Here is a 13,590-nt window from a genome sequence, read left to right as displayed (position 1 = left end):
AGTATGTATATGAACATAGCGAATTATACTTTAAAAGTGAAAGGCAAAACGTTACTTCAGGACACTGACTTACATTTTTCGAGTGGGAAAATCAACCATGTAGTTGGAAAAAATGGGGTAGGCAAATCACAGCTTGCTAAAGACTTTTTGTTGAATAATAGCAAACGAATCGGCAGAGACATTCGTCAAAATGTATCTTTAATATCTAGCTCGTCGAATATACCTCATGATGTTTCTAAGGATTTTTTATTACACTTTTTGAGCGAAAAGTTTGATTCCGAAAAGATAAATAAGATTGCACATTTACTTAATCTTGATAATATCGACGGTAAAGTTCTTATTAAGAATTTGAGTGATGGCCAAAAGCAAAAATTAAAACTGCTTAGCTTCTTACTAGAGGATAAAAATATTATTGTTTTAGACGAAATAACGAATTCATTAGACAAAAAAACGGTTATAGAGATTCATGGCTTCATAAACAAGTATATTCAGGAGAACCCAGAGAAAATTATCATTAATATTACACATGATTTGTCTGATTTAAAGGCGATAGAAGGGGATTATTTTATATTTAATCACCAAGAAATCCAACAGTATCATTCAGTGGATCAATTAATTGAAGTGTATATAAATGAGTAATAAAACAGTGGGGGCTTAAGATGAAATTAGAGTTTAAAAAGAGTATAAGCAACAAAGTTTTCATTATTTTAGGATCTATGTTCGTGTTTTTATTTTTACTGGGATATTTTTTACTGGTAGGAATCGATAAAGTCAGCCATGTTACACCTGAGATGTTTTTCTTTAGCTCCTATACCGTTGCGACCCAGTTTGGTTTGATGTTATTTTCATTTGTTATAGCTTTTTTTATTAATAGAGAGTATTCAAACAAAAATATTCTCTTTTACAAATTAATAGGGGACAACATCTATACCTTCTTTTATAAAAAGATAGCTGTTTTGTTTTTGGAATGTTTTGCGTTTATCGCGCTAGGCCTGCTAATTATATCGTTGATGTACGGTGATTTTTCTCATTTTACATTATTACTGTTTTTATTTTCCGCAGTTATATTACAGTATATTTTCATCATTGGAACGATAAGCATGCTATGTCCAAATATATTAATTAGCATAGGTGTAAGTATCGTTTATTGGATGACTTCTGTTATTTTAGTAGCTGTAAGCAATAAAGTGTTTGGTTTTATTGCTCCATTTGAGGCAGGTAACACGATGTATCCCCGAATAGAAAGAGTATTACAATCTGATAACATGACACTTGGGAATAATGACATTTTATATATTATTTTATATTTAGTTTCAATCATGATCATAAATGCGATTATACTTCGCTTTTCTAAAACAAGATGGATCAAAATGGGCATATGATAAAGGAAGCTACTTCTCTCAGTGAAGTAGCTTTTTGTGTGCATCGATATTTTCGTTAAACTCTGAGATAAATCCATGTGGCCTGTTGATTTTGTTAAGGGGGGTGGTCTTCCTGCTTGCATCACCCAATCTATTGTTGTTTTTCTTTCACCATCTTTATAAAGAGAAAAAAGATAATGAATCCAATAAAGTAGTTCATTGGATTCTTAAAGATGCTCATCTCCAGTGAAATCTGTAAGAGTATCCAGAGCACGAAGATGGCTAGTATGGCAGGAATGATGATTTTGTACATGTCGACCACCTTCCAGTTAATCGTCCCCTCATGTTTTTATTAGTAGCAGGATGCAGCAGCCCTACAACAAAAAACTATTAGCCTGCACCACAAACTGCGACTGCTCATAATTATAAGAAATCTTCGAGAAATCAAACGGAACGCCATTCGTCAGGTGAAAAATACTTTCTATATACAGCTTCGGCAGTCCAGCCTTCATCCCTAAATATTCCGCTTCTTCCTCACTAAGCTGATCCACGTGAAGAAACAAATCCGAAAAACCAATTTTCAACCCTAATCCTTCCCGGATGTAATGGAAGATCGAGTGGGAGACGATTTCGTTGTTTAAATACGTGACGATGGATTTGTTGTAATAGGATTCTTCGTAGCACAGGGTTTGGCCGTTGATGTAGCGGACTCTTTTGACAAAGTATACGTCCTCCTCAAGTCCGATGTTGAGGTTGTCCGCCGCTTCTTGTGTCGGCTTTCTCACGTCTAGTTCAATGACTTTTGAGGTGATATTGAAATCCTCAAGGTCTTTTTTAAATCCTTGATTCGACAGGAGGCTGATGTAGCCTTTTCGTTTGTGTTTTCTGACGAAGATGCCGCTTCCTCTGAGCTGAAAGATCGCGCCTTTTTGTTCTAATAGATCTAAGGATTTTGTGATTGTGCTTTTGCTGACTTCAAACTTTGCCATGAGGGTTTCTAGCACTGGCAGTTTGTCTCCCTGCTGAAGCTGGTGTTCTTCTATATATCTTTCAATTTCTTCTGCAATTTGCTGGTACTTTAACATACGCATTCCTCATTTTTTTCGTTTAGTTTCACTTGTCAAAATTATAGCATAAACCGCTTACAATTATAGTTAATGAATAAATATTTTGTTTGGGTATTGATAAATTATACCGGTACAATTATAATGAAAGCGTAACCAAAACGAAGGGGTGGGTGAAAATGTCGGGGAAAGTGAGAGATTATAGCAGACTAGCAAAAGACATTTTGGAGGCCGTAGGCGGGGAAGAGAATGTCATTGGAGCTTCTCGCTGCGCGACGAGGCTTCGGTTGGTGCTGAAGCGGTCTAACCCTAAAGCGAAGGATATTGTGAAGTCGATGCCCGGTGTCATTACGGTTGTAGAGAACAGCGGCCAATTTCAAATTGTCATTGGACAGCACGTCGGGGAAGTCTTCGAAGAATTTTCAAAGCTGGTCAATATCGATCTGTCTGAGGAACAAAGCGAGAATAAAGGGACCGTTCTGAACCGGATTATTGCGACGATGTCAGCGGTGTTTGCGCCGTTTGTATACATTCTGGCCGCTGCTGGTATTTTGCAAGGGGCATTAATTATCATTAATTTATTGTTTGATGGCTTTGAGAAAACAGGAGCTTATCAGGTTTTTAGTTTTATATCTTGGGCGCCGTTTACGTTTTTGCCTATCTTTATCGCGATTACGGCATCAAAGCATTTTAAGGCCAACATGTATATCGCTGTAGCGTGCTGTGCCGCGTTAGTCAGTCCGACATGGGCGGAGATGGCCGTTCAAATCGCAGACGGAAAGAGTATTTCTTTCTTAGGGATTGCTTTATCGGAAACGACATACACATCCTCCGTACTGCCGCCATTATTTTTAGTGTGGATATTGTCTTATCTCGAACGATTTTTGAATAAGAGAATGAACGAAGTGGTCAGGCCGTTATTTGTTCCGTTTCTGTGCATGGTGGTGATGGTGCCGTTAACGATTATTCTCATTGGCCCTGTGACAACATTAGGCGCAAATGGAATTGCAAACGGTTACAACTTCTTGGCGGAAAACGTGCCGGCTTTGGCTGGAGCGATCATCGGCGCCTTCTGGCAGGTCATCGTCATCTTTGGGGTACATTGGGGCATCACGCCGATGGTATTGGCGAACTATGATTTATACGGACGGGATTCATTCCAGGCGTATCAAACGATTGCGGTCATTGCACAGGTTGGGGCGGTGCTTGGCGTCATCCTTAAAGCGAGAAACAAGGAAACGAGAAAAGTCAGCGTTTCAGCTGGGGTCACAGGCTTGTTCGGCATTACAGAGCCGGCGATCTACGGCGTGACCTTGAGATTTAAGAAACCGTTTATTTTTGGCTGTATATCCGGTGCGGTTGGGGCAGTTGTGGCAAGCTTTTTCAATCCGTATTACTTTGCGTATGCGGGGCTTCCGGGACCGCTGACGATTGTGAATGGCATCAATGAACAATTCCCGACGTCCATTTGGGGCCTTTTGATCGGAGCGGCGATCGCGATTATTCTCCCTGTTGTGCTGATTCAAATCTTTGGCTACGGTGAAGATACAGCTGCTCAGCCGGATAAGGAAAATCGTCAAACGGCACAGGAAAATGAAGAAACAGTATATGCACCGTTTAGCGGCAAGGTCATCCCGCTTTCTAAGGTGCCTGATGAGGTATTCAGTTCAGGCGCAATGGGACAAGGGTTGGCGATTGAGCCATCCGAAAATAAGCTTTATGCTCCGTTTGACGGCACCGTTGTCATGGTTGCGCCTACAAAGCATGCGATCGGCCTTCGTTCGGCGTCTGGCGTCGAGTTGCTGGTGCATATCGGACTGGATACAGTGACATTAGACGGAACTCCTTTTTCCTTGAAGGTGGGAGAGGGCGATACAGTTAAAAAAGGCGAAGTGCTTGTTGAATTTGATAAAGCTTTCATTGAAGAGAAAGGGTTAACAACGATTACCCCAGTCATCATCACGAATTCACATGCGTATCAGGAAATTCTCATCGAAGATATTGAAGAAAGTACGTTAGACCAAAAATTATTTACAGTCGTAAGCTGAGGAGGAATAAAACATGGGACACATGCCGAAGGATTTTTTATGGGGCGGCGCGTTAGCTGCACACCAATTTGAAGGCGGATGGAATCAAGGCGGTAAAGGGCCGAGTGTAGTCGATGTGATGACAGCGGGTGCGCACGGCGTGCCGAGAAAAATCACGGATACGATTGAAGAGAACGAATTTTATCCGAACCATGAAGCCATTGATTTCTATCACAGATACAAGGAAGATATCGCTTTGTTTGCGGAAATGGGCTTAAAATGCTTGCGGACGTCCATTGGCTGGAGCCGGATTTTCCCGAAAGGCGATGAGGCTGAGCCGAACGAAGCGGGCTTGCAGTTCTATGATGATGTGTTTGATGAGTTGCTGAAGCATGGGATCGAGCCGGTCATTACCTTGTCCCATTTTGAAATGCCGCTGCATCTGGCAAGAGAATATGGCGGCTTCAGAAATCGGAAAGTCGTGGACTTCTTCGTCAATTTCGCAGAGGCCTGCTTCAATCGTTACAAAGATAAAGTGAAGTACTGGATGACCTTTAACGAGATCAACAACCAAATGGATGTGAATAACCCGCTGTTCCTATGGACGAATTCAGGTGTTACGGTCGGAGAAAACGAAAATGCCAAGGAAGTCATGTATCAAACGGCGCACCATGAATTAGTGGCGAGCGCATTAGCGGTGGCAAAAGGAAAAGACATCAATCCAGACTTCCAGATCGGTGCCATGGTGTCACACGTGCCGATCTATCCTTTCTCATCCAATCCTGAAGATGTGATGCTGGCTGAGGAAGAAATGAGGCAGCGGTATTTCTTCCCGGATGTGCAGGTTCGCGGGTACTATCCAAGCTACGCGCTGAAGGAATTTGAACGGGAAGGCTATCACATCACTTTCGAAGATGGCGATGATGAGATTTTAAGAAACGGCACCGTCGATTACTTAGGCTTCAGCTACTACATGTCAACAACTGTGAAAAGCGATGTGGAAAATGATAATACAGGCGATATCGTTAACGGCGGATTGCCAAATGGTGTCGAAAACCCATACATCACATCGAGTGACTGGGGTTGGGCGATTGATCCCACCGGGCTGAGATATACGTTAAACCGTTTTTATGATCGGTACCAAATCCCGCTATTCATCGTGGAAAACGGCTTTGGCGCAGTGGATACGGTGGAGGAAGGCGGCAAGATCCATGATCCGGAACGAATCCAATATTTGAAATCACATATTGAAGCATTGGAAAAAGCGGTCACTTACGACGGTGTAGATTTAATCGGCTACACCCCGTGGGGCATTATTGATATCGTCTCCTTTACAACAGGCGAAATGAAAAAACGCTACGGCATGATCTATGTTGATCGTGATAATGAAGGAAACGGATCTATGAAGCGATATAAGAAAGATTCATTTGAGTGGTATAAAAACGTCATTCAAACGAATGGCGAGGAATTGTAAGCAGCTGGCCCGAATCGAGCACTTTTACTAAAGTGCCTGGTTCGGGTTTTTTTGTGTGATGTGAACGAACATCCAGTGATGGGAATAGATTACCAGCGCTGAACGTTATGTTATGATTTCACCTGTAAGATCCTTTTTTGTATAATTGAATATTAGAACGGAAGAAAGGGAGAGAGTTTGTAAGTGAAAAGGGATGAAAGCGGGTGTCTGGCTGAAGATTTTATGTTTACGATAGAGTTCCCTAAGCAATCTCCTGAAAAAAATTTGGTGAGGAAGGGGCAACATCACATTGAAAAACATTTTAATAAGAGCTGGGATATCACCATTTGATACATTTGATCCAGCTGAAATGATTGTTCGCAACTCCATTGGCGGTAACGTAGGAAACTTAGTATATGCCTACAGTGTGTTTCGTACGCTGATGACAGAAGGAACGACGATTACTCCTGATTATTATCGGATTAATGCGGCGGATGCGGAGCAAATCAATGAAAAATATGATATGTATATTATTCCGCTGGCAGATGCCTTCCGCGAGGATTTTGTGCCTTCTTTACGGAAATATACCCAATTAATTAAGAAGTTAACCATTCCGGTTGTTGTGATTGGGGTTGGTTTGCGGGCTCCGTTTGAACCAAAGTTAAATGAAGGTTTTCCTTTTGACGAGGATGTAAAGGCGTTTGTGAGTGCCGTGCTGGAGAGATCAAATATGATCGGTGTCCGCGGTGAGATTACAGCGAAATACCTTTCCAGATTAGGATTCCGTGAAGGTATTGACCATACGGTAATTGGCTGTCCTTCTATGTATGCGTTTGGAAGAGAGCTGAAGATTAGAGACACCACTATCACACCTGAATCAATGGTGACGGTTAACTCATCAAGGCTGTCTCCTAAGCATGTGCTGGACTTCATTACAAGAAGCATGAAAGAGTTCCCGAATCATTACTTCATCCCGCAATGGCGAAAAGAGATGATTTTGACGTATGCCGGGGCGCCTGCGATAGCGAAGCCTGCGGATAATTACCCTGTCAGCATGGAAGACCCAGCTTACCAGAATGATAGAGTCCGATTCTTTTTAAATGTGCCGACTTGGCTGGATTTCTTGAAACAAGCTGATTTGAGCTTTGGCGCAAGGCTGCATGGGAATATCGCGGCGGCAATTGCCGGAACACCGAGCCTTTTGCTTCCGAAAGATGCAAGAATGCGGGAATTAGCTGAATACCATCAGTTAACGCATATCATGGCAAATGAGATAACGGAGCAAACAAAACTGTCAGAATTAATTGAAACACTTGATTTTCACAAGCCTGAGAAACGGCAAGCGCAAAACTTTGACCATTTCATCAGCTTCCTGAATCAAAATGAATTGGATCATATTTATAAAGAGAAAGCGATTCCTGATACCGTTCCTTTTGACGAAAAACTATCTAACACCAAACTTCTTTCGCCTGTAACTACAGTTAGCGGCTGCAGTTCCACAGAAACAGCGAAACGCTGGGAAGCGCTTATGGCATTAGAAAATGCCAAAAAGGAAAAAACCATTAAAGACCTAAAGAACAAGGTCAAAAAGTATCAGGGCACTTTAAATAGAAAATCAGTGCGTTTCGCTTTAAAAACAGCAAATATGCTGAGCGGTAAATAATATTTCACTAACATTACAACTATATTACAAATGTATAAAACATGCAATATATTTGGAATAAAAAAGAAGCCGCAATGCTGCCACCAATCTGGCAATATTGCGGCTTTGTTGTATTAATTGCGGATAAGGTAATCAAACGCGCCGAGAGCGGCAGTTGCACCTGATCCCATCGAAATAATGATTTGATTAAACGCGCTGTCTGTGCAGTCGCCGGCAGCAAATAAGCCTGGAACGCTTGTCGCGCCGTGCTTGTCGACGATGATTTCGCCGATGCGGTTGCGTTCAACCGTTTCATCTAACCAATCTGTGTTTGGCACGAGACCGATTTGCACGAATACACCTTGGAGTTCAACGTGTTTTTCTTCGTCTGTTTCACGGTCAACGTATGTGATGCCGTTTACGGTTTGATCGCCTGTGATTTCTTTCGTTTGTGCGTTTTTCACGACAGTGACGTTAGGCAGGCTGTAGAGGCGTTTTTGCAGGACTTCGTCAGCTTTCAGTTCAGGTGCAAACTCAAGCACAGTGACGTGTTTGACGATGCCTGCGAGATCGATAGCAGCCTCGATTCCAGAGTTTCCTCCGCCAATGACCGCTACGTCTTTGCCTTCAAACAATGGCCCATCACAGTGCGGGCAGTACGCGACACCTTTGTTTTTGAACTCTTGTTCACCAGGTACGTTGACATTGCGCCAGCGGGCACCTGTTGATAGGATCACTGTTTTGCTTTTCAGGACAGCGCCGTTTTCGAGTTCAAGTTCGAACAGATCTTTCTTCTCAAGGCGTTTTGCGCGCTGAAGGTTCATGACATCAATATCATATTCCTTCACATGCTCTTCAAGGCTTGCAGCAAGCTTCGGTCCTTCTGTCGCTTTGACGCTGATGAAGTTTTCGATGCTCATTGTATCGAGAACCTGTCCGCCGAAGCGCTCAGCGACGACACCGGTGCGGATGCCTTTACGCGCAGTGTAGATCGCTGCACTTGCCCCAGCCGGTCCGCCTCCGACAACAAGAACGTCAAACGGCTCTTTGTCTGCAAACTCGGATGCGTCTGCGCCGCTGCCCATTTTCGCAAGAATTTCTTCAAGCGTCATACGGCCGCTTCCGAAGGATTCGCCATTCAGGTAAACGGTCGGCACTGCCATGATGTTTTTGCTTTCAACTTCTGCTTTATATGCTGCACCGTCGATCATCGTGTGCGTAATGTTCGGGTTGAGCACGCTCATCATGTTTAAGGCTTGTACAACATCAGGACAGTTGTGGCATGTCAGGCTGATATAAGATTCAAAGTGGTATTCACCGCTGATCTTCTTCACCTGATCAATGACTTTTTGGTCTACCTTAGGCGATCTGCCGCTTACTTGGAGCAGCGCCAAAACCAAGGATGTAAATTCGTGGCCCAGAGGGATACCGGCGAATGTAACGCCAGTATCTTCTCCAACACGATTGACACTGAAGCTTGGCGTTCTGTTTAATTCAGCTTTTTCAACTGTGATTTTAGATGACATGGAAGCCAGCTCATCAACGAGAGCCAGCATGTCCTTAGAAATGTCATCTTCACCTGCGCTCACTTTGAGAACAATGTCATTCTCAATAAGCTGCATGTATTGATTTAATTGTGCTTTGATATTTGCATCAAGTACCAATGGAATGCACTCCTTAGATTTTACCTACTAGGTCAAGGCTAGGTGTAAGAGTTTCGCCGCCTTCTTCCCATTTAGCCGGGCAAACTTCACCTGGATTTTGACGAACGTATTGTGCTGCTTTTACTTTGCTGATCAGGTTGCTTGCATCACGGCCGATACCGCCTGCATTGATTTCAACAGTTTGGATAACGCCGTCTGGATCGATGATGAATGTTCCGCGGTCAGCTAGACCAGATTCTTCATCTAATACGTCAAAATTGCGAGAGATCGTTTGAGAAGGATCACCGATCATTGCGTAAGTGATTTTGCCGATTTTTTCAGAGCTGTCATGCCAGCCTTTGTGTACGAAGTGAGTATCTGTAGAGATAGAGTATACTTCAACACCTAATTCTTTAAGTGCAGCGTATTGGTTTTGAAGATCTTCAAGCTCAGTTGGACATACGAAAGAGAAATCTGCTGGGTAGAAGCAGAATACGCTCCATTGGCCTTTCAGAGACTCGTTTGTTACATCGATGAATTCACCGTTTTTGAATGCTTTCGCTTCGAATGGTTGTACTTCTTTTCCAATTAAAGACATAATATCTTCCTCCTAATAGTGATAAATGGACATTATAGATGATGTGAAGCCATGCTCCCGCTATCTATAATAATTATAATTCTGTATAAATTATTATATAATACCTTTTCTCTTGTCAAGTGAAAAGGAGAGATTCGGATAAAAAACATGAAGCTTCTCGGGAGAGGTTTCAACTTTCTATTATATAGTATGGATTCCTGCAGCTCAAAATATCACAATTAAAGTCACATACGGGTGTTTTTCTTTTTTGAAGCAGATGCTAAAACTACTTGCCCGATTGCTGACTTGATTCTCATTATCAATGTGAAGGCTGCGTTTTCTCATTAAATAGGCCAGTTAAAAGGTTTAGACTAAAAAGATAAGGGGTATATCGAAAAGAAGAAAATGCCAATTACTGAAATGGATCGTGCGGTGAAACATGGAGGTCGGAAAACCGGACGATATTTCGGCTTGTTGATTATTTCGATAATAATAATACAGTAATTCTGTAAAAGATGGGTTTTTGCTGATTTTTATCATTTCGTTGGCGCTTTTTAGGAAAATGGCCGGGATAAAAAGCCGATTGCGAACGTACGATCCTGTTTTCTGAACGATTTGGCACGATAACGGAGCATTTTTATAGATATAGCAGGATAATGACTTTCAGACCGGATCAACTGAGATAATGATGAAATATCAGAGGATATACAATTTTACTGAACATTTTGTTTTGTAGTAAGATGTTCACATACCATTTCCCATGTGGTAAAACGTTATACCCCATCATTTATTTATGGGTGAATGGACCTAATCATTCGCCCGGCGTATAAAGTATTCTCCATTCAATCAAAATGAGTCCCCGTTTTAAAAATTCACTTGATCTTATGAAAGTGCCAGTCAATATGTATTCCAGATTTAGATGTAAGATCAACTTATTCAAAGGAGTGGTTTGTTGGAAACCGATAAGATAAAAAGGCCTTCGTTTATGTATGCACTATCGATGCTGATTGCAGCGGTTAGTGTGATATCAATTGGAATTCTTGTATTTGATGCACCGATTCAAATTCTGATGTTTATCAGCATGCTTGTATTGATCCCGTTTATGATGGGATTGGGGTTTACCTATAAACAAGTAGAAAAATCGATGATGAAATCGATGAGCAGGGCACTGCAGCCTGGGCTGATACTTCTAACCGTCGGGATTTTAATCGGCGCATGGATCGCGTCAGGGACAGTACCTACATTAATTTATTACGGTATACACGCGATTTCACCACAATTCTTTTTAGTCACAACTTTAGTTTTTTGTTCATTAGTATCTGTCGCAACAGGTACGTCATGGGGAACAGTCGGAACTGCCGGGGTTGCAATGATGGGTGTTGGAGCCACGATGGGGATACCGGCAGGGCTGACTGCCGGCGCTATTGTCAGCGGAGCGTATTTCGGAGATAAAATGTCTCCGCTATCGGATACGACGAACTTAGCCCCTACTGTTTCCGGCGGAGAAATCTTCAGCCATATTAAACACATGCTTTGGACGACAATTCCTGCATATATCATTGCAGCGATCATTTATACGATTGTTGGTTTGCGATACAATTCCGCATCTGTAAATTCAGAAAGTGTCAATCAACTGACGTCTTATTTGAACGAAACATTCCATCTCGGACTTGTGCCAATGATTCCGATTGTTGTTCTCATTGCGCTGTTAATGTTAAAGAAACCAGCGATTCCTTCCATTTTCATTGGGGCAGCTGTTGGCGGCGTTATCGCGATGTTCTATCAAGGCTTGAGTTTTCAAGATGTCATGAATACGTTCTATGGCGGGTATACAGTTGAATCAGGCATTGACATGGTTGATAGCTTGCTTCAACGAGGCGGACTTTCCAGTATGTTGAGCTTAATTGCCTTGTTCTTATTTGCGCTTGGTTTAGGCGGGATGCTTGCGGAGTCACAAGTATTAGAAGCGTTGATTGCTTCTTTTGCCCATAAAATTAAGCATACAGGGACGGCTGTTTTTGTGACCATCATTGTGAGTTATCTTACACTTGCAATCGGCGGATCTGTATACTTCTCAACGGTTATGGGCGGAACATTGATGAGACCGATTTATGAACGCTTAAACTTAAAACCTGAAAACCTGTCGCGCGTGTTAGAAGATTCAGGAACACAAGCTGCACCGCTTATTCCATGGACTGGCGGCGGTCTATATACAGCTGGAGCCTTAGGGATAGCAACAGTCGCTTATCTTCCGTTCTGTTTCTTGGCTTTCATCACGCCCTTGGTTTCTCTTTTCTATGGAATCACTGGATTGACGATGACAAAAAAAGAAAAGCGGGACAAAAAGAAAGCAAAAAAACTTGTAGAATTAGAGGCATAATCAAAAACCTCGCTCAAAATGAGCGAGGTTTTTTTGATTACTGCCAATTGGTATGGAAAACGCCGTCCATATCTGTCCGTTCGTACGTATGGGCGCCGAAGTAATCGCGCTGTGCCTGCAAGAGGTTCGCATTGGACCGTCCTGTGCGGTAGCCGTCGTAATAAGTGAGCGCGGTGGTTAAGCATGGGAATGAGATTCCTGTGCTGATGCCCTCGCAAACAACTTTTCGCAGGCCTGTTTGATAGCCTTGGAGCTTATCTGAGAAATAAGGCGCGATCAGCAGGTTTGATAGGTTAGGCCGCTCGCTGAATGCGTCGCTGATCACGTTTAGGAAATCTGCGCGGATGATGCAGCCGCCACGGAATATCAAAGCGATGTCTTTAAGCGGCAGGTTCCAGCCGTAAAGCTCAGATGACATTTTGTATTGGGCAAAGCCTTGTGCGTAGGCGCATACTTTCCCCATGTAAAGAGCCTGTCTGACGTATTCAACCCAAGTGTCTTTATCGAAGTGTTTTTCTTCAGCTTCCGGACCTGCTAACACGTCTTGAGCTGCCACCCGTTCTTCTTTTAAGGAAGACAAGTAGCGGGCGAACAAGGACTCTGTGATGATTGTGGACGGAATGCCGTTATCAATCGCCTGCATGCTCGTCCATTTTCCGGTGCCTTTTTGGCCGGTTTTATCAAGGATGACATCAATCAGAGGCTGTCCTGTTTGTTCGTCTTTTTTGCGTAAAATCTCAGCTGTAATCTCTATTAAATAGCTTTTCAGCTCACCTTGGTTCCAGGTTTCAAAAATAGATGCGATTTCTTCGAGCGGCAGGTGCAGTGTTTCTCTCAGAAACGTGTACGCTTCTGCAATCAGCTGCATGTCAGCATACTCAATGCCGTTGTGCACCATTTTTGTAAAGTGCCCTGCCCCTTTTGGACCGATATAGACACAGCACGGATCGTCTCCAACTTGAGCTGCGATTTTCGTCAGGATAGGAGCGGCTTTGTCATAGACGTCACGATCTCCGCCCGGCATGATGGAAGGCCCTGTTAATGCGCCTACTTCGCCGCCGGAAATGCCGACTCCCAGATAGCCGATGCCTTTTTCCTTCAGCTCGTCATATCTTCTTTCTGTATCTTCATAGTGGGAGTTGCCCCCGTCCATGATGACGTCGCCTTCTTCAAGCAAAGGCATTAATGATTGGATGACGGAATCTACGGGTTTTCCCGCTGTGACCATCAGAAAGATTTTTCTTGGTTTCTCTAACGATTGAACAAAATCCTGCAGCTTGTAGTACGGGCTGAGAGATTGTCCATCCAGCTTTTGGACGAGTTGGTCCGTTAAATCTCTGGTGTAATTATAGACGGCGACGTTTTCACCTTTATTTGCCATGTTTAAGGCGATATTGCTTCCCATTACGCCTAAGCCTATGACACCAATCGTATTGAACATGT

Annotated in this window: 11 protein-coding genes; 6 read left to right on the top strand and 5 right to left on the bottom strand. The window is 42.9% G+C overall.

Annotation, left to right across the window (positions count from 1 at the left end; translation table 11 throughout):
* The first annotated feature begins 9 nt into the window (after positions 1 to 9).
* Complete coding sequence (locus ABZM97_RS20760; RefSeq protein WP_148963211.1) at positions 10 to 639, top strand: ATP-binding cassette domain-containing protein; 630 nt, start codon at positions 10 to 12, stop codon at positions 637 to 639.
* Positions 640 to 659: 20 nt separating this feature from the next.
* On the top strand, positions 660 to 1,382 hold the full coding sequence (locus ABZM97_RS20755) for a peptide ABC transporter permease (RefSeq protein WP_253268726.1): 723 nt from the start codon (positions 660 to 662) through the stop codon (positions 1,380 to 1,382).
* Positions 1,383 to 1,512: 130 nt separating this feature from the next.
* Here the strand turns inward: ABZM97_RS20755 and ABZM97_RS20750 are convergent, their stop codons facing one another.
* Together ABZM97_RS20750 and ABZM97_RS20745 are read right to left on the bottom strand one after the other, a co-directional pair.
* Positions 1,513 to 1,674, bottom strand: a complete 162-nt coding sequence (locus ABZM97_RS20750) for a hypothetical protein (RefSeq protein WP_333516330.1) — start codon at positions 1,672 to 1,674, stop codon at positions 1,513 to 1,515.
* A gap of 61 nt (positions 1,675 to 1,735) precedes the next feature.
* Complete coding sequence (locus ABZM97_RS20745) at positions 1,736 to 2,446, bottom strand: GntR family transcriptional regulator (RefSeq protein WP_333516331.1); 711 nt, start codon at positions 2,444 to 2,446, stop codon at positions 1,736 to 1,738.
* A gap of 158 nt (positions 2,447 to 2,604) precedes the next feature.
* Here ABZM97_RS20745 and ABZM97_RS20740 point away from each other — a divergent pair, with 158 nt between their 5' ends.
* The 3 genes from ABZM97_RS20740 to ABZM97_RS20730 all read left to right on the top strand — a co-directional run bounded on the left by ABZM97_RS20740 (position 2,605) and on the right by ABZM97_RS20730 (position 7,568).
* Positions 2,605 to 4,473 (top strand): beta-glucoside-specific PTS transporter subunit IIABC, encoded by a 1,869-nt coding sequence (locus ABZM97_RS20740; protein ID WP_253268724.1) that lies wholly within the window; start codon positions 2,605 to 2,607, stop codon positions 4,471 to 4,473.
* Positions 4,474 to 4,486: 13 nt separating this feature from the next.
* Complete coding sequence (gene bglA / locus ABZM97_RS20735; protein ID WP_087991817.1) at positions 4,487 to 5,926, top strand: 6-phospho-beta-glucosidase BglA; 1,440 nt, start codon at positions 4,487 to 4,489, stop codon at positions 5,924 to 5,926.
* 289 nt (positions 5,927 to 6,215) lie between these two features.
* Entirely contained in the window at positions 6,216 to 7,568 is a 1,353-nt protein-coding gene (locus ABZM97_RS20730) for a polysaccharide pyruvyl transferase family protein (RefSeq protein ID WP_087991818.1), read from the top strand.
* A 113-nt stretch (positions 7,569 to 7,681) separates the two neighbouring features.
* Here the strand turns inward: ABZM97_RS20730 and ahpF are convergent, their stop codons facing one another.
* Positions 7,682 to 9,211, bottom strand: coding sequence for an alkyl hydroperoxide reductase subunit F (gene ahpF, locus ABZM97_RS20725; protein WP_367387098.1), 1,530 nt, complete (start codon positions 9,209 to 9,211; stop codon positions 7,682 to 7,684).
* 13 nt (positions 9,212 to 9,224) lie between these two features.
* Entirely contained in the window at positions 9,225 to 9,788 is a 564-nt protein-coding gene (gene ahpC / locus ABZM97_RS20720; protein WP_024123485.1) for an alkyl hydroperoxide reductase subunit C, read from the bottom strand.
* 931 nt (positions 9,789 to 10,719) lie between these two features.
* Here ahpC and nhaC point away from each other — a divergent pair.
* Entirely contained in the window at positions 10,720 to 12,147 is a 1,428-nt protein-coding gene (gene nhaC, locus ABZM97_RS20715) for a Na+/H+ antiporter NhaC (RefSeq protein WP_242519871.1), read from the top strand.
* A 37-nt stretch (positions 12,148 to 12,184) separates the two neighbouring features.
* On the opposite strand, the gene gnd is transcribed toward nhaC, so the two are convergent.
* On the bottom strand, positions 12,185 to 13,588 hold the full coding sequence (gene gnd / locus ABZM97_RS20710) for a decarboxylating NADP(+)-dependent phosphogluconate dehydrogenase (protein ID WP_202327806.1): 1,404 nt from the start codon (positions 13,586 to 13,588) through the stop codon (positions 12,185 to 12,187).
* Positions 13,589 to 13,590 lie beyond the last annotated feature (2 nt).

The sequence above is a fragment of the Bacillus vallismortis genome (assembly GCF_040784915.1).
GTDB classification, from domain to species: domain Bacteria; phylum Bacillota; class Bacilli; order Bacillales; family Bacillaceae; genus Bacillus; species Bacillus subtilis_G.
The sequence above is the reverse complement of the archived record's forward strand: the minus strand, read 5'-3'. Positions and strand labels throughout refer to the sequence as shown.